General features: G+C 63.9%; 17 protein-coding genes. 12 read left to right on the top strand and 5 right to left on the bottom strand.

The window, feature by feature from the left end:
- Positions 1-123: 123 nt before the first annotated feature.
- Both ispH and FIU86_RS16535 read right to left on the bottom strand, forming a co-directional pair.
- Positions 124-1,074, bottom strand: a complete 951-nt coding sequence (gene ispH / locus FIU86_RS16540; RefSeq protein ID WP_152476087.1) for a 4-hydroxy-3-methylbut-2-enyl diphosphate reductase — start codon at positions 1,072-1,074, stop codon at positions 124-126.
- A gap of 140 nt (positions 1,075-1,214) precedes the next feature.
- Positions 1,215-1,778 carry an NYN domain-containing protein gene (locus FIU86_RS16535; RefSeq protein ID WP_152476086.1) on the bottom strand — a complete coding sequence of 188 codons (564 nt, stop codon included), beginning with the start codon at positions 1,776-1,778 and terminating at the stop codon, positions 1,215-1,217.
- A gap of 155 nt (positions 1,779-1,933) precedes the next feature.
- Between FIU86_RS16535 and folK the strand changes: the two genes are divergently transcribed.
- From folK to rnc, 12 genes are all read left to right on the top strand, one after another.
- The gene (gene folK, locus FIU86_RS16530; RefSeq protein ID WP_152476085.1) at positions 1,934-2,500 is read left to right on the top strand and encodes a 2-amino-4-hydroxy-6-hydroxymethyldihydropteridine diphosphokinase; all 567 of its coding nucleotides are present in this window, start codon (positions 1,934-1,936) and stop codon (positions 2,498-2,500) included.
- Positions 2,501-2,575: 75 nt separating this feature from the next.
- A complete protein-coding gene (gene rpoZ, locus FIU86_RS16525) occupies positions 2,576-2,929 on the top strand; it encodes a DNA-directed RNA polymerase subunit omega (protein WP_103764763.1) in 354 nt (117 codons plus the stop codon).
- Between the two features lie 38 nt (positions 2,930-2,967).
- Positions 2,968-5,112, top strand: coding sequence for a bifunctional (p)ppGpp synthetase/guanosine-3',5'-bis(diphosphate) 3'-pyrophosphohydrolase (locus FIU86_RS16520; RefSeq protein ID WP_152476084.1), 2,145 nt, complete (start codon positions 2,968-2,970; stop codon positions 5,110-5,112).
- 19 nt (positions 5,113-5,131) lie between these two features.
- Positions 5,132-5,845 (top strand): DUF2062 domain-containing protein, encoded by a 714-nt coding sequence (locus FIU86_RS16515; protein WP_152476083.1) that lies wholly within the window; start codon positions 5,132-5,134, stop codon positions 5,843-5,845.
- A gap of 39 nt (positions 5,846-5,884) precedes the next feature.
- Positions 5,885-6,655, top strand: coding sequence for a pyridoxine 5'-phosphate synthase (locus FIU86_RS16510; protein ID WP_152476082.1), 771 nt, complete (start codon positions 5,885-5,887; stop codon positions 6,653-6,655).
- Entirely contained in the window at positions 6,652-7,095 is a 444-nt protein-coding gene (locus FIU86_RS16505) for an ABZJ_00895 family protein (protein ID WP_152476081.1), read from the top strand. The genes FIU86_RS16510 and FIU86_RS16505 overlap by 4 nt, the downstream gene beginning before the upstream one ends.
- Positions 7,095-7,712 carry a LysE family translocator gene (locus tag FIU86_RS16500; protein ID WP_216647185.1) on the top strand — a complete coding sequence of 206 codons (618 nt, stop codon included), beginning with the start codon at positions 7,095-7,097 and terminating at the stop codon, positions 7,710-7,712. Before FIU86_RS16505 ends, FIU86_RS16500 begins: the two co-directional genes overlap by 1 nt.
- A gap of 8 nt (positions 7,713-7,720) precedes the next feature.
- On the top strand, positions 7,721-8,155 hold the full coding sequence (locus FIU86_RS16495; protein WP_152476080.1) for a hypothetical protein: 435 nt from the start codon (positions 7,721-7,723) through the stop codon (positions 8,153-8,155).
- Positions 8,156-8,157: 2 nt separating this feature from the next.
- Entirely contained in the window at positions 8,158-9,579 is a 1,422-nt protein-coding gene (locus FIU86_RS16490) for an alpha/beta fold hydrolase (protein ID WP_254703864.1), read from the top strand.
- Between the two features lie 11 nt (positions 9,580-9,590).
- Entirely contained in the window at positions 9,591-9,992 is a 402-nt protein-coding gene (gene acpS / locus FIU86_RS16485) for a holo-ACP synthase (protein WP_103764769.1), read from the top strand.
- A 116-nt stretch (positions 9,993-10,108) separates the two neighbouring features.
- Complete coding sequence (gene lepB, locus FIU86_RS16480; RefSeq protein ID WP_152476079.1) at positions 10,109-10,948, top strand: signal peptidase I; 840 nt, start codon at positions 10,109-10,111, stop codon at positions 10,946-10,948.
- Between the two features lie 7 nt (positions 10,949-10,955).
- The gene (gene rnc / locus FIU86_RS16475) at positions 10,956-11,645 is read left to right on the top strand and encodes a ribonuclease III (RefSeq protein WP_152476078.1); all 690 of its coding nucleotides are present in this window, start codon (positions 10,956-10,958) and stop codon (positions 11,643-11,645) included.
- Here the strand turns inward: rnc and FIU86_RS16470 are convergent.
- The 3 genes from FIU86_RS16470 to FIU86_RS16460 form a co-directional block, all read right to left on the bottom strand.
- A complete protein-coding gene (locus FIU86_RS16470; RefSeq protein WP_152476077.1) occupies positions 11,642-12,061 on the bottom strand; it encodes a universal stress protein in 420 nt (139 codons plus the stop codon). The two genes, rnc and FIU86_RS16470, sit on opposite strands and share 4 nt — an antisense overlap.
- 12 nt (positions 12,062-12,073) lie before the next feature.
- Positions 12,074-14,665 (bottom strand): TRAP transporter permease, encoded by a 2,592-nt coding sequence (locus tag FIU86_RS16465; protein WP_152477197.1) that lies wholly within the window; start codon positions 14,663-14,665, stop codon positions 12,074-12,076.
- 115 nt (positions 14,666-14,780) lie between these two features.
- Positions 14,781-15,740, bottom strand: a complete 960-nt coding sequence (locus tag FIU86_RS16460; protein ID WP_152476076.1) for a TAXI family TRAP transporter solute-binding subunit — start codon at positions 15,738-15,740, stop codon at positions 14,781-14,783.
- Positions 15,741-15,780: the final 40 nt, after the last annotated feature.

Here is a 15,780-nt window from a genome sequence, read left to right as displayed (position 1 = left end):
CGGGTCAGGCCCGGGACGGGTGGTGCAAGTGGCGCCTTTGCTGCGTTTCGAGTGGCGTGGTGCTGGTGACATCGGGACGGATCAAAATCTGTGCGCTAAGCGATGCCGTGGCGGGCCATGTCATCAGGCCGGTTCGCGCAGAACCCGGGGGACCTTGAATTCGACGTTTTCCTGCGCGGTTTCCACCTGTTCGACGGTGACGTCATAGCGGTCGCGGAAGGCGTCGATCACCTCGTTTATCAGCACCTCGGGGGCCGAGGCGCCGGCGGTGATGCCCATGGTGGTGATGCCGTCGAGCGCGCGCCAGTCGATGTCGGCGGCGCGTTGCACAAGCTGGGAATACGAGCAGCCGGCGCGGGCGCCGACCTCGACCAGGCGTTTGGAATTTGAGGAGTTCGGTGCGCCGACCACAAGCATCGCGTCGGCCTTTTCAGCCATGGCCTTGACCGCCTCCTGCCGGTTGGTGGTGGCGTAGCAGATGTCTTCTTTGTGCGGGCCGGTGATGTCGGGGAACCGGGTTTGCAGCGCGGTGACGATATCGGCGGTGTCGTCCACCGAAAGGGTGGTCTGCGTGACGAAGGCCAGACGGGCGGGATCGCGGACCTCGACATGCGCCACATCCTCGGGCGTTTCGACCAGCAGGACGTCGCCGTCCGGCAGCTGGCCCATGGTGCCGACGGTCTCGGGGTGGCCGGCATGGCCGATCATGATGATCTGAAGGCCGTTCGCGGCATGGCGCTCGGCCTCGATATGGACCTTGGACACGAGCGGGCAGGTCGCGTCGACATAGACCATCTCGCGCGAGGCGGCCTCGGCCGGGACCGATTTGGGGACACCGTGCGCCGAAAAGATCACGGGGCGATCATCAGGGCATTCGTCGAGTTCCTCGACGAAGACGGCACCCTTGGCGCGCAGATCGTCGACCACGTACTTGTTATGCACGATCTCGTGGCGGACATAGACCGGCGCTCCCCATTTGCCGAGCGCCATTTCCACGATCTTTATGGCGCGATCGACACCGGCGCAAAAACCGCGTGGCGCGGCAAGGTAGAGGGTAAGGGGCGGCTTGGTCATGGACACTCCTGTTCGCCCTCAGACGTAAAGGCTGTGACAGGCTGCGTCCAGAGGGGGTGGGAATATCGGTCGCATAAGCGTGGCGGCGCGGGACGTCGGCATGATGCGCGTCCCGGGCCGTTCTCAAGCTCGGCGGTACGTCAGGCAGAGGCCTGCTGGCGTTCGGGCGCTTCCTCGCGCGGGGGGCGTCCGATGACTTCCTTGAGGTCTTCAAGCTCAATGAAATTATCGGCCTGACGACGCAGGTCGTCGGAGATCATTGGCGGCTGGCTGCGGATGGTCGAGACGACCGACACACGCACGCCCTGGCGCTGAAGGCTTTCCACGAGCGGGCGAAAATCGCCGTCGCCGGAAAACAGGACGATATGGTCGATTCGGGGCGCGAGTTCCATGGCGTCCACCGTCAGTTCGATGTCCATGTTGCCTTTGACCTTACGTCTGCCCTGACTGTCGGTGTATTCCTTGGCCGGTTTCGTGACCATGGTGAAGCCGTTGTAGTTGAGCCAGTCGACCAGCGGGCGGATCGGTGAATAGTCGTCGTTCTCGAGCAGCGCCGTGTAGTAAAAGGCACGGAGCAGCTTGCCACGGCGCATGAACTCCGTCCGCAGAAGCTTGTAATCTATGTCGAAGCCCAGTGCCTTGGCCGCAGCGTATAAGTTTGAGCCGTCGATGAACAGCGCGAGCCGTTCGTCCTTGTAAAACATAAAATGTCCTTCCGAATGTGTTTGCCCTGCCGCGACGATGTTCTAGACGAAAAACCGGTGAGTGGATTTGAAACTCGGCAGAGCAAGTGCTGTACTTAAAAGTTTAGTCTGACCTTCGCAAGAGCGTTACGCAAGAATGAGGATAGGGCCGAGGGATGTCCGAGCAACATTACCTGATCGCCTTGGGCGGGAACTTGCCGTCCGAGGCGGGTGCGCCGGAAGCGACTTTGCGGGCCGCGTTAACGCGGTTTCCGCAGATGGGTGCGCGCGTGTTGCAGGCAAGCCGGATGTATCGAACGCCTTGCTTTCCCGCAGGCGCGGGACCGGACTATGTCAATGCGGCTGCTGAGCTTGCGGTCGAGGCCAATCCTGCCGAATTGTTGCAACTTTTGCACGAATTGGAGGGCGCGTTCGGGCGCGCGCGGGACCAGCGCTGGGGGCAGCGGACACTGGACCTTGATCTTTTGGCTGCGGGGGCGCGCGTGGTGCCGGACGAAGTGACATACACCGCATGGCAAGGCCTGCCGCTTGAGCGGCAGATGCGGGATGCGCCCGACCGCCTTATCCTGCCGCACCCGCGGTTGCACGAGCGGGCCTTCGTGCTGGTGCCGCTGAATGACGTCGCGTCAGGCTGGGTTCATCCGGTTCTGAAGAGGACCGTGGCCGAAATGCTGTCGGATCTGCCGGGCGATGCGGTTGCGGAGGTTGTGGCGCTGGACTGATTCTCTGCTTGTAAAGCCTAGGGAGACGCTTTAAACGAAGGGCTTCTTTAGATATCTGCCCTATCCGGAGGCCACATGGCGCGCGTAACCACTGAAGACTGCGTTGACAAAGTCCCGAACCGCTTTGACCTGGTGATGCTGGCGGCGCACCGTGCGCGCGAGATTTCGTCGGGCTCGCCGGTCACCGTGGACCGCGACAACGACAAGAACCCGGTCGTGGCGCTGCGCGAGATCGCAGAGGAAACGCAAGCCGCGGACGATCTGCGCGAGCGTCTGATCGAATCGAACCAGAGCCAGATCGAGGTCGACGAGCCGGAAGACGATTCCATGGCGCTGCTGATGGGCGAAGAAGCCGAGAAGCCTGCCGAGGACGACATGTCCGAAGAGAAACTGCTGCGCGCGCTGATGGAGGCGCAGGGCCAGGGCTGAGACCCCGGCCTGCGGGCAGGTGATGGGACGCGGACCAGATGATTGGTGCAGATACGCTTGTCGATCTTGTCCGCGCCTATAACCCGAGAAGTCATAGCGACCTGATCCGCGACGCCTATGCGTTCGGAATGGAAATGCACGAGGGCCAGACCCGGCATTCCGGGGAGCCCTATTTCAGCCATCCCGTGGCGGTCGCGGCTATTCTGACGGAACAGCGGCTGGACGATGCGACGATCATCACCGCGCTGTTGCATGACACGATCGAGGACACGCGTGCATCGTACAACGCTGTGGCCGAAAGGTTCGGGGGCGAGATCGCCGACCTGGTGGATGGCGTCACCAAGCTGACGAACCTGCAATTGTCCAGCACCGAGACCCAGCAGGCGGAGAACTTTCGCAAGCTGTTCATGGCCATGTCGAAGGACATGCGCGTGATCCTGGTCAAGCTGGCGGACCGGCTGCACAACATGCGCACGATCCGCGCGATGCGGCCCGAGAAGCAGTTGAAGAAAGCGCGCGAGACGATGGATATCTTCGCGCCGCTGGCGGGCCGGATGGGTATGCAGTGGATGCGGGAGGAGCTGGAAGACCTGGCGTTTCGCGTCATCAATCCCGAGGCGCGGGCGTCGATCATGCGGCGCTTCATCACCCTGCAGCGCGAGGCGGGCGACGTGATCGAGCGGATCACCGGGGACATGCGGCTGGAATTGCAGGAGGCGGGGATCAAGGCCGAGATCCTGGGCCGGGCCAAGAAGCCCTATTCGATCTGGCGCAAGATGCAGGAAAAGGAGATGGGCTTTTCCCGGCTGAGCGACATCTACGGCTTTCGCATCATCACCGCGTCGGAGGATGATTGTTACCGCACGCTGGGCGTGATCCACCGGCGGTGGCGCGCGGTGCCGGGGCGGTTCAAGGATTACATCAGCCAGCCCAAATCGAACGGGTATCGGTCGATCCACACCACGGTGTCAGGGCGTGACGGCAAGCTGGTCGAGGTGCAGTTGCGCACACGCCAGATGCACGAGGTGGCCGAGACGGGGGTTGCGGCGCACTGGTCCTATCGTGACGGCGTGCCGGCCGAAAACCCCTTTGCCGTGGACCCGGCCAAGTGGATTTCCAGCCTGACCGAGCAGTTCGACAGCGAGGAGGACCACGACGAATTCCTCGAGGCGGTGAAGCTGGAGATGTATGCCGACCAGGTGTTCTGCTTCACGCCCAAGGGCGACGTGGTGAAGTTGCCGCGGGGCGCGACGCCGATTGATTTCGGCTATGCAATTCACACACGGATCGGCAATGGCTGCGTGGGCGCCAAGGTGGACGGGATGCGGGTGCCGCTGTGGACCCGGATCAAGAATGGCCAGTCGGTCGAGGTGATCACCGCCGACGGGCAGACGCCGCAGGCCACGTGGCTGGACATCGCGACGACGGGCAAGGCGCGGGCCGCGATCCGCCGCGCGCTACGCGAGGTCGATCGCGACCGCTATATCCGGCTGGGCCGGGAGCTGGCGCGGGCGGCGTTCGAGCATGTGGGCAAGAAACCCACCGACAAGGCGCTGGAACGCGCGGCCAAGACCCTGCGTCTGAAGGGGCGTGACGAGGTCTTGGCGCGGCTGGGCAGTGCCGAACTGACCACCAGCCGGGTTCTGAACGCGGTCTACCCGGACCTTGCGCCGGATACCGGCAACGAGGTGGGGCTGGACCGTGCCGTTATCGGTCTGGAGCCGGACCAGCGATTCGACCGTGCGCCCTGCTGTCAGCCGCTGCCGGGGGAGCGGATCGTCGGGATCACCTATCGCGGCAAGGGCGTGGTGGTGCACACGATCGACTGCGAGAACCTGCAGCGTTACGAGGAACAGCCCGAGCGCTGGATGGACCTGCAATGGCACGGCGGCACGCACGCGGCGGTCTACGAGGCGACGCTGGATGTGACCATCGGCAATGACGCCGGGGTGCTGGGACGTATTTGCACGTTGATCGGAGAGCAGAAGGCCAATATCTCGGACTTGACATTCGTGGACCGCAAACCGGATTTTTACCGGCTGCTGATAGATGTCGAGTTGCGCGATGCGGAGCATCTGCACGGTGTGATCTCGGTTCTGGATGCCGAAAGCGACGTGGCCACGGTGGAAAGGTTCCGCGACCCCGGCCGGCTGGCGGCCAGTAGCGGAACGGAACAGAGCTGACCCGAAGGAGCCGCGCCCCGTGGTTTTCAAACGCCGTGACAGACTGCCTTGGTGGAAGGCCACGTTACGGTTTCTCTGGCCACGATCGGGTTGGACGCGGGCCTTTCATTACGTCAAGCACCGGGTCAGACGCCTGCCGGATCCGCCGCACCGGATCGCGCGCGGCATTTTTGCCGGGGTCTTCGTCAGCTTCACACCGTTCTTCGGGCTGCACTTTTTCCTGGCGGTCGCGCTCGCATGGATCTTGCGTGCGAATATTGTTGCGGCGTTGTTGTCGACGTTTTTCGGCAATCCCCTCACGTTCGTATTTATCGGGGCGTCGTCTTTACAGACCGGGTATTACCTGCTGGGTCTGCGCAACAATCCTGAGTTGGAGGCGCATGGCACCCTTGGCAGCAAGTTCGTCGATGCGGGGCGGGACCTGAAGGATAATCTGTGGGCAATCTTCAACGAGCAGACGGCGGATTGGAGCCGGTTGACGGTCTTTTACGACGAAGTGTTCTTTCCCTACATGATCGGCGCGCTGATCCCGGGCACGATTGCGGGGCTGACCTGCTATTACATCAGCCTGCCATTGATCCAGGCCTATCAGAACCGCCGCAAGGGCCGGATCAAGGCCAAGCTCGCCGCGATCCGGGAAAAGGCGGCAGAGAAAGCCGCGGAAAAGGCCGCGGCCAAGGAGGCCAGAACGGCCGTGAAGGACAAGGCTGACGTGAAGCCCGAGAAGCACTAGGGTCAAGGACGAGTCGCCGATCAAAAGCTGGAGAATTTCATGAGCGAAGCCGGAAAACTGCGCCTTGGCGTGAATATCGACCACGTCGCGACGGTGCGGAATGCGCGCGGCGGGGCCTGTCCCGACCCGGTACGGGCCGCCAAGCTGGCCGAGGAGGCCGGGGCGGACGGGATCACCGCGCATCTGCGCGAGGACCGGCGGCATATCTCGGATGCGGATATAGACGGGCTGATGGCGGCGCTTAAGGGGCCGTTGAATTTTGAGATGGCCGCGACCGACGAGATGCAGAAGATCGCGCTGCGCCACAAGCCGCATGCGGTGTGCCTCGTGCCCGAAAAGCGCGAGGAACGCACGACCGAAGGCGGGCTGGAAGTGGCGCGCGAGGAAAACCGGCTGGCGCATTTCATAGCGCCCTTGCGGGAGGCAGGGTGCCGGGTGTCGATTTTCATCGCCGCCGACAAGCGCCAGATCGAAGCCGCGCACAGGATCGGCGCCGAGGTGATCGAGTTGCATACCGGGGCCTATTGTGATGCCCATGCAGAGGGCCGTTTCGAAGAGCGCGACCGGGAACTGGACAGCCTGCGGGAAATGTCGGCTTTCGCCCAGTCGCTGGGGCTGGAAGTCCATGCGGGTCATGGGCTGACCTATGACACGGTGAAGCCGGTCGCGGCGTTCCCCGAGGTGATGGAGCTGAATATCGGGCACTTCCTGATCGGTGAGTCGATCTTTCGCGGGCTCGGGCCGGCGATCGAGGAGATGCGGCGGCTGATGGACGAGGCGCGGGGCGAAACGCTGCGCTCGGCGGGATGATCTGGCTGCGCTACAGCGCCGTTTTTCTGGCCGTGGCCATCGGCGTGGCGCAGGTGGTGCGCCTGTTGGGGATCACGAAGGACGAGATGCTGGGCTCGGCCGCGCAGATCATAGTGCCGGCAATGATCGCCGCGCTGATCGAAGGGCAGCAATATGTGCGCCGTCACGCCACGCTGCCCGGGTCGAGCCGGGCTTGGCGTTTTGGCTTCATCGGGATGGGTGTGGCGACGGTGCTGAACGTGGCGCTGGCCTATGCCGGGCCGCAGGTGGCGCCTGAGTTTGCCAAGCTGGCCATCGCCGCGCCGGGATCGCAGCAATTCGTGACGTTGCTGCTGATGTATGCGGGCGGCTACCTGCTGGCCAACCGGTTCTTTTACGGGATCGGCGCTGGCAACACGATGAGCCGCGAGAAGGCCCGCGAGGAGCGGGGAGGCAAGTGATGAGCGCGAGCGAACTGGCGATGCTGACCTCGGTGGCGAGCTTTGCCTTTGCTGCCGGATCGCCGGGGCCGGCGACGCTGGCCGTGGCGGGAACGGCGATGGCACGAGGCCGCAGCGCGGGCGTCGCGATGGCCTTGGGGCTGTCACTCGGGCTTGCGGTCTGGGGCGTCTTGGCCGGGTTGGGGTTGGGTCTGCTGATCGCGCATTTCGCCCCCGCGCTGCTGGCGCTGAAGCTGGTGGGCGCGGCGTACCTGATCTTTCTAGCTTTCGTGTCCGCGCGGTCGGCGCTGCGCACCGACGCGGCACCGGACCTGGAGTCGCAGGGCCTGGCGCAAGGCAACGCGGATATGTTCCGGCGCGGGCTGTTGCTCAACGTGCTGAATCCGAAGGCGGTTTTGGCCTGGGTCGTGGCGCTGGCACTGGGTGCCGGGGATGCATTGACCATTGCGCTCTGTGCCGGTGTGGGTCTTGGGCTTTATCTGTTCTACGCCACCGTCTTTTCGCTTATGCCTGTCCGGGCGGGGTATGCGAGAGCGCGGCGCGGGATCGAAGCGGCCTTTGCCCTGTTTTTTGGCCTAGCAGGTGTGCGGTTGTTGTTCTGGAGGGCAGAGCCTTGAGACGGATAATGTTTTCGTTGGTCGCGGCCATGATGGGGTGGGGTGGATTTGTGCACGCGCAGGAGGTCGGGCCGTGCGACTGGCGCAGCGGTGCCGAAGGGCTGATCGAACCTTGGGAGGATTACACGCGGACGTTCTCGGACGGGAAAGTGCGGATCGCCCTCGTGGACCGGATCGAGCCGGGCGCGTCGCCCTTGCACATCCTGATCCTGTCACCGCCCTATGACGTGCTGGGCGCGCGGCAGTGCCGGATTCTGAGCGTCGAGGGTACGCGCGGGTTCGCGGACGTCGATTTCAGTTCGCTGGAGGCGGACTATGATCCGTCGGTTGGGCTGATCTTCGAGCTTGCGGTGCGGATCCCGGGGCCGATCGAGGCCGAGGACCGGATGCTGCGATTCAGCGTGAACCAGGCAAGCGGTGCGATCGAGGCCAGCCTGAGGTGACGGTGCGACGGCATCGGTGGCTGGCCGTGGCGGCGCTGCTTTTGGGCTGTTGGGCGCTTTGGACGCTGGAGCGCGCGCGTTCAGGGGTCACGTTCGAAGAGATGAATGTGGGGCCGACGCCTGTGACCGTTTGGGCCGGGTCCGAGGAGGGACCCGCGGTGGTCATGGCGCATGGCTTTGCCGGGTCGCGGCAGATGATGCAGGGATATGGGCTGCTTCTGGCACAGGCGGGGTACCGGGTATATGCCTATGATTTCGAAGGCCACGGGCGGCATCCGACGCCGATGTCGGGCGATGTCACGGCCGTGGATGGCACCACGCGGCTCTTGGTGAACCAGACGCTGGAGGTGATCGCGGCGGCGCGGGCCGATGCCGAAGACGTGGCGCTGGTCGGGCATTCGATGGCGACCGATGTGCTGGTCCGGGCGGCGCTGGAGAGCGACGGTATCGGGCCGCTGGTCCTGTTGGCCACGTTTTCCGGCGCGGTCACGCCGCAGGCGCCCGATGACATGCTGATGATCACCGGCGCGTGGGAGCCGCGTTTGCAAGGGTTTGCCGCTGACGCAGTGGCCGAGGCCTCGGATGGCGTCCGCCGCGAGGCGATCGTGGCACCGGCGGTGGAGCATGTGGCGATCCTGCACTCGCGTGCAGGCCGGGCCGCGGCGCTGGACTGGCTGAACGCCTATTACGGATGGGATGGACAGGCGCGGGTGCGCCAGACGGGCTGGGCGCTGATCGGATTGCTGGCGGCGATCACGATCCTGTTCGCGCCCGTCGCACGGCTGTTCCCGTCGGTCGCGGGAGTGCCCGATGAGCTGTCGTGGCGGCGGTTCGCTGCAATCGTGGGGGTGCCGATGCTTGCGGCCCCGATGCTGTCCGCGCCTGTGGATACGCAGGTCTTGCCGGTTCTGGTGGCGGATTACCTTGCGCTGCACCTGCTGATATATGGCGTGGTGCAGCTTGGCGCGCTTTCGGCCACGGGGGCGCGGCCGGGGTCGATCAGCATCTTGGGCGCGGTGCTGGTGCTGGTCTGGACCGTGGGCGTCTTGGGGTTCGCTCTGGATCGCTATGGCGCCAATTTCTGGCCCGTGCCCGAACGGTACGGGGTCATCGCGGCGCTGGCGCTGGGGGCCGTGCCGTTCATGTTGGCCGACGCGTGGGCGGTTCAGGGCGCGGGTCTGGGGCGCAGGGTGCTTGCAAGGCTTGGCTTTCTGGTATCGCTGGCCATCGCGGTGGCGCTGGATTTCAAGGGGCTTTTCTTTCTGCTGCTGATCGCGCCGGTGATCGTTTTGTTCTTCCTTAGCTTCGGCTGGACTGGGCGCATGGCGGCGCTGCGCTTTGGCGCGGTTGGCCCGGGTGTCGGTCTGGGGCTGGCGCTTGCCTGGGCTTTGGGTGTAAGTTTCCCCCTGTTTTCAGCCGGATAAGGGGCGCATTCATGATCCTGGGCATCGGCACGGACCTGGCCAACATAGACCGGATCGCGGGCACGCTGGAGCGGTTCGGTGACCGGTTCCGCAACCGGGTGTTCACGCCAATCGAGCAGCGCAAGGCCGAGCGCCGCCGCGATGTGGCAGGCACCTATGCCAAGCGGTGGGCCGCCAAGGAGGCCTGTTCCAAGGCGCTGGGCACGGGGTTGCGCATGGGGATCGCGTGGAAGGACATGGCGGTCAGCAATCTGGAGACCGGGCAGCCGGTGATGAAGGTTACGGGCTGGGCTGCGGAGCGCTTGGCGGAAATGACGCCCGAGGGATATGAGGCGATTATTCACGTGACGCTGACCGACGACCACCCCTGGGCGCAGGCCTTTGTGGTGATCGAGGCGCGACAGGCGGCGTGAAATCGTTGTGCGGTGCGACGCTGTGGCTGGCTGCGACGCCGACTGCACACGTGAGCTTGGCTTGACACTCGTCACCCCGCCCCGCATGTAGCGCAGAAGAGCAAGCGGAGGCAGGCATGGCCGAAGAATCCAAGACATCGAGCACGATCTGGGAAACCGTCAAGACGGTCTTCTGGGCGCTGCTGATCGCCGGTATTTTCCGCACGATCCTGTTCCAGCCGTTCTGGATTCCGTCCGGGTCGATGAAGGATACTCTGCTGATCGGGGATTTCCTGTTCGTCAACAAGTTCGCCTATGGCTATTCTTATGCGTCCTGCCCGAACATCAAGATCGAGCGGCTCGGGATCGACATCGACGCCAAGAACATCTGCGGGTTCCTCGACGGTGACAACACGCGGCTCTTCGGCTCGGAGCCCGAGCGGGGGGACATCATCGTGTTCCGTCACCCCAGCAACGGCACGGATTACATCAAGCGGGTCGTGGGCCTGCCGGGCGACCGTATCCAGATGAAGGGCGGCGTGCTGAACATCAACGGCGAGCCTGTCGAACTGGAAGATGCCGGAACCTTCGAGGAAGTGCTGGAAGCGCAGGGTCCGCTGGGCAAGACGCCGCGCTGTGCCAATGGCGCCGTGGGCGTGGGGGGTATTTGCGAGAAAGAGCGGCAGATCGAAACCCTGCCCAACGGCGTGTCGCACAGCATCCTGAACGTGGGGCCGCAACGCTACGACAGCACCGGTGTCTACGAGGTGCCGGACGGGCATTACTTCTTCATGGGCGACAACAGGGACAATTCAACCGACAGCCGCGCGCCGCTCACGGCGCCGGGCGGAGTGGGCTATGTTCCGTTCGAGAACCTGATTGGCCGGGCGGACCGGGTGATCTTTTCGTCTGCGGGCCGGTCCATGCTGTTCTTCTGGACATGGCGCGGCGACCGCTTCTTCGAGAAGCTGGACTGAGGCAGGAATGAAGCTGTCGGGCGATCTCAAAGCGTTCGAGAGCCGCCTTGGGCATGCGTTCGGGCGGCCCGAACTGCTGGTGCGGGCGGTAACGCACGGGTCGATGACCACGGCCAACCGGGATGACAACCAGAGGCTGGAGTTCCTTGGCGACAGGGTTCTGGGGCTGGTCATTGCCGAGGCGCTTCTGGAAAGCGACAAGGGCGCCGCCGAAGGGCAACTTGCCCCGCGCTACAACGCGCTGGTGCGCAAGGAGACCTGTGCCGAGGTGGCGCGGCAGATCGAGCTTGGTCAGGTGCTGAAGCTGGGACGGTCCGAGATGATGTCGGGCGGGCGGCGCAAGCAGGCGCTGTTGGGCGATGCGATGGAGGCGGTGATCGCCGCGGTCTACCGCGATGCCGGGTTTGACGCGGCGCAGGAGGTGATCCTGCGGCTGTGGGGGGACCGCGTGACGTCCGTCAAGGCCGACGCGCGGGATGCCAAGACCGCGCTGCAGGAATGGGCGCAGGCGCAGGGGCTGGCCCCGCCAGTCTACGCGGAGACGGCGCGCAGCGGGCCGGATCACGCGCCGCAATTCACCATCGAGGCGCGGCTGGAAAACGGCGAGGCCGAAGAGGCCACCGCCGGGGCCAAGCGGCAGGCGGAGCAGTCGGCCGCAAAGGCGCTGCTGGCGCGGGTGACGGCGAAAAAGCCTTAGCGGATGACGATCACGGACTGGTTGGCGTGGCGCGTGATCCGAGCTGCGTTCGGGCCGACGAGGTAATCGCGCAACTCTGGTCGATGCGCCCCCACGACGATCACGTCCGCGCCGATCTTGTCGGCCATGCGCAGCACGCTGTCATAGATTGTGCCCTCGGTCACGTGCAGATGCGCCTTGCCGTTGAAGGCACTGTCGGTCCAGTCTTTCAGCGCCTTTTCGGCCGCACCTTTCACGGAGCGGTTATAGTCGCCCTCGAACGCGGCGCCGACCATGTTCATGCCGCTGCCCGGGACCACGTTGATCACGTGGATTTCGGCATCGTCGCCGGCTGCCAGCAGCTTGGCCGCCTGCGCCAGCCGGCCGGCGCCTTCCATCGCGTTGATGTCGACGGCCAGAAGCAGTTTCTGGAACATGGCGTGTCCTCCTCAGAAAGCCGGTTGCTTGGCCCTGGGCCGCTGGATCAGGACGATCCCTGCCAGCAGGATCAGGGCGGGGATGAAGAACAGCTCCTTCGGCATGCGGTCATTCTCGATCTCGACCTTGTCCAGGACAACGGGGCTGTCGCCGTAAAAGTCGTACTCGATGCCGATAGCTTCGAAATGCGGGGTGCCGGGGAAGGGCTCCTCGAGTTTGAGCACACCGTCTTCTTCGATGACATTGAGCCCCTGTTCAGAGAGCGCCGCGGTGCCGTCGCCGGCGATACCCGGGACCACGATGGTGGTTGGCCGGATCTCGGCAGTGTCGAAGTCCGGCCCCTCGATGGTCAGGCGAATGTCCTGACCGGTGTCGGCCGTGTCCATGAGCGCAAAGACCTCGCTGCCTGTGGCAGTCTGGTACGGCTCTGATATCTGGTCGAGGAAGACGCCGGGCCTGAACAGCATGAAGGCGATGACGAGGAGCATCGCGCTTTCCCACTTGCGCGATCTGGCGATGAAATAGCCTTGCGTGGCGGCCGCGAAGAGCAGCATGGCGATGAGTGATATGAAGAAAACCATCACGCCCTTGAGCAGCCCCACGTCGATCAGAAGCAAGTCGGTGTTGAAGATGAACAGGAACGGCAGGAGCGCCGTGCGGATATCGTAGCCAAAGCCCTGGACACCGGTCTTGATCGGGTCGCCGCGTGAGATTGCCGCCGCCGCGTAGGCCGCGAGGCCCACGGGTGGCGTATCATCCGCCAGAATGCCGAAGTAGAAGACGAACAGATGCACGGCGATGAGTTCGAACTGGTAGCCCGCCGTGGCGCCGACCGAGATGATCACCGGAGCCATCAGGGACGAGACCACGATGTAGTTCGCGGTGGTGGGCAGGCCCATGCCGAGGATCAGTGACAGGATCGCGACGAGGATCAGCAAGGCCCAGATATTCCCGCCGGAGATGACCTCGATCACCTGGCCGATGACCTGGTGTGCGCCGGTCAGGGAGATCGTGCCGACGATGATGCCGGCGGCGCCGGTGGCGACGCCGATGCCGATCATGTTTCGCGCGCCCAGGATCAGCCCGTCGATGAAATCGCGCCAGCCGTGCCAGGTTTCGCCGGCAAAGCCCTCACCCCGGAACATCGCCTTCAAGGGGCGGTGTGTCAGCGCGATGATGATCATGAAGATCGTCGCCCAGAAGGCCGAAAGTGCGGGCGATAGACGGTCGAGCGTGTCGGTGCGCACCATCAGGTTCCACACCAGGATGAAGATCGGGATGGCGAAATAGAGCCCGCCGATCAGCGTCGGTGTCAGGCGGGGGGCGACGGGCGGGCCGTCGTCATCCTTGTCCATCGCAAGGTCCGGGTAGCGCGCCGCAACAGCGACGAGGAACACGTAGAGCACACCGACGAGCGCGACCGCCGCATAAATGGAATTGCCCATGATCGGCTCGAGGATGCTGCGCAGGCCGATCATCAGGAAGGTGCAGATACCGAGGAAGATGAAGCCGGACAAAAACAGGATCAGGATCATGAGCACGCCGATGCGGCGCCCCGGTTTCTCCAGCCCCTTGAGGCCCATTTTCAGGCTTTCGAGATGCACGATGTAGAGCAGGGCGATGTAGGAGATCACCGCCGGAAGAAAGGCGTGTTTGACCACGTCGATATAGGGAATGTTGACGTATTCGACCATCAGGAAGGCCGCGGCGCCCATGACGGGCGGGGTCAGCTGACCGTTGGTAGAGGACGCCACTTCGACCGCGCCGGCCTTTTCCGCCGGAAAGCCGATGCGTTTCATCAACGGGATCGTGAACGTGCCGGTGGTGACGGTGTTGGCGATGGACGAGCCCGAGATCATGCCGGTCATCATGGACGACAGGACCGAGGCCTTGGCCGGGCCGCCGCGCAGGGCGCCCAGAAGGGCGATGGCCACCTTGATGAACCAGTTGCCACCCCCAGCGCGGTCGAGCAGGGCGCCGAACAGCACGAAGAGAAAGATCATCGTGGTCGACACGCCAAGGGCCACGCCGAACACGCCTTCGGTCTGCATCCAGTAGTGACCGAGCGCCTTGGACAGGGACGCGCCGCCGTAATTGGTGATGTTGCGGGCCCATTCCGAATAGCCGCCGAAAAAGGCAAACAGGATGAAGCAGGACGCGATGATCACCAGTGGAAGCCCGAGCGAGCGATAGACCGAGATCATCAGCACGGTCATGCCGATGGCGGACATGGTGACGTCGGTTGTGTTCCACAGCCCCGGACGGTCGGCGATCTCGAACCGGAAAACCACGAGGTAAAGACAGGCGGACACGCCAAGGATGATGAGCACCCAGTCATAAAGCGGGATGCGGTCGCGCGGCGAGGTCTTGAACAGCGGAAAGGCGAGCGTCGCCAGCATGATGGCAAAGGCCAGGTGCACGTAGCGGGCCTGTGCGACGATATTGGCGAAGATGGACATGCCGGTGACCTCGGCCACGATACCCGGCACGCGGGAGGCGATGTAGAGCTGGAACAGGGACCAGACGATGCAGGTGCCGACGATCAGCTTGGTCTGCCACGCCGCGGACGGGTTGCGCGCGCCGGTATCGGCCTCGGCCACCATATCATCGGCACTGCGGGTATTCTCGGTTTGATCGCTCACTGTACTGCCCCCTCAAGCAACTCTTGTCGTCGTGAAAAGGGCGCCCGCATCGGGGCGCCCTTCCAGTTTCAGAGGCTTATTCCATCAGCCCCAGTTCCTTGTAGGCTTTCTCCGCACCGGCATGCAGCGGAGCCGAAAGGCCGTCCTGAACCATCTGCTCGGGCTCGAGGTTGGCGAAGGCCGGGTGCAGCTGGCGGAAATCGTCGATGTTTTCCATCACCGCCTTGGACACGATATAGACCACGTCTTCGGACACCTCGGAGGAGGTGACGAAGGTGGCGCCGACGCCGAAGGTGGTGTTGTCCTCATCGTTGCCAGCATACATGCCGCCGGGAATGGTGGCGACGCGGTAGTAGGGGTTCTCGTCCACCAGCTTGTCGATGGGCTCGCCCACGACGTCGACCAGTTTCACGTCACAGGTGGTGGTCGCTTCCTTAATCGCGGCGGCAGGGTGACCGATGGTATAGATCATCGCGTCGATATTGCCGTCACACAGCTGCTTGGCCATCTCAGAGCCCTTGTACTCGGTCGCGAGGCCAAGATCGTCCATGGTGATGCCGAACGCGTCCATCACGACTTCCATCGTGGCGCGCTGACCCGAGCCGGGGTTGCCGACGTTGACGCGCTTGCCCTTGAGGCCCTCGAAGCTTTCGATGCCGCTGTCGCCGCGCACCAGAAGGGTGAAGGGTTCGGGGTGAACCGAAAACACCGCGCGGATTTCCGGGAACGGGTTGTCGGAGAATTTCGAGGTGCCGTTATAGGCGTGGTACTGCCAGTCGGACTGCGCGACGCCGAATTCCAGCTCGCCGGCCTTGATGGTGTTGATGTTGTAGACCGAGCCGCCGGTGGATTCCACGGCGCAGCGGATGCCGTGATCCTTGCGGGACTTGTTGACAAGACGGCAGATCGCACCGCCGGTGGGATAATAGACGCCCGTCACGCCACCGGTGCCAATGGAGATGAACTCCTGCGCCGATGCGGGGGCGGAAATGGCGATTCCTGCGGCGGCAAACGCGCCGAGAAGGTAGTTTTTCATGGTGTTCTCCCTGTGTTGCGAACATCATCCTGGGATGAGT

Source organism: Roseovarius sp. THAF9 (assembly GCF_009363715.1).
Classification (GTDB): Bacteria; Pseudomonadota; Alphaproteobacteria; order Rhodobacterales; family Rhodobacteraceae; genus Roseovarius.
This window is presented reverse-complemented; position numbering and strand designations above follow the sequence as displayed.

Bases quoted from the DNA above. Each gene is read 5' to 3' on its own strand.
- ispH (WP_152476087.1), bottom strand. From the start codon at position 1,074: ATGACCAAGCCGCCCCTTACCCTCTACCTTGCCGCGCCACGCGGTTTT.
- FIU86_RS16535 (WP_152476086.1), bottom strand. From the start codon at position 1,778: ATGTTTTACAAGGACGAACGGCTCGCGCTGTTCATCGACGGCTCAAAC.
- folK (WP_152476085.1), top strand. From the start codon at position 1,934: ATGTCCGAGCAACATTACCTGATCGCCTTGGGCGGGAACTTGCCGTCC.
- rpoZ (WP_103764763.1), top strand. From the start codon at position 2,576: ATGGCGCGCGTAACCACTGAAGACTGCGTTGACAAAGTCCCGAACCGC.
- FIU86_RS16520 (WP_152476084.1), top strand. From the start codon at position 2,968: ATGATTGGTGCAGATACGCTTGTCGATCTTGTCCGCGCCTATAACCCG.
- FIU86_RS16510 (WP_152476082.1), top strand. From the start codon at position 5,885: ATGAGCGAAGCCGGAAAACTGCGCCTTGGCGTGAATATCGACCACGTC.
- FIU86_RS16505 (WP_152476081.1), top strand. From the start codon at position 6,652: ATGATCTGGCTGCGCTACAGCGCCGTTTTTCTGGCCGTGGCCATCGGC.
- FIU86_RS16500 (WP_216647185.1), top strand. From the start codon at position 7,095: ATGAGCGCGAGCGAACTGGCGATGCTGACCTCGGTGGCGAGCTTTGCC.
- FIU86_RS16495 (WP_152476080.1), top strand. From the start codon at position 7,721: ATGTTTTCGTTGGTCGCGGCCATGATGGGGTGGGGTGGATTTGTGCAC.
- acpS (WP_103764769.1), top strand. From the start codon at position 9,591: ATGATCCTGGGCATCGGCACGGACCTGGCCAACATAGACCGGATCGCG.
- lepB (WP_152476079.1), top strand. From the start codon at position 10,109: ATGGCCGAAGAATCCAAGACATCGAGCACGATCTGGGAAACCGTCAAG.
- rnc (WP_152476078.1), top strand. From the start codon at position 10,956: ATGAAGCTGTCGGGCGATCTCAAAGCGTTCGAGAGCCGCCTTGGGCAT.
- FIU86_RS16470 (WP_152476077.1), bottom strand. From the start codon at position 12,061: ATGTTCCAGAAACTGCTTCTGGCCGTCGACATCAACGCGATGGAAGGC.
- FIU86_RS16465 (WP_152477197.1), bottom strand. From the start codon at position 14,665: ATGGTGGCCGAGGCCGATACCGGCGCGCGCAACCCGTCCGCGGCGTGG.
- FIU86_RS16460 (WP_152476076.1), bottom strand. From the start codon at position 15,740: ATGAAAAACTACCTTCTCGGCGCGTTTGCCGCCGCAGGAATCGCCATT.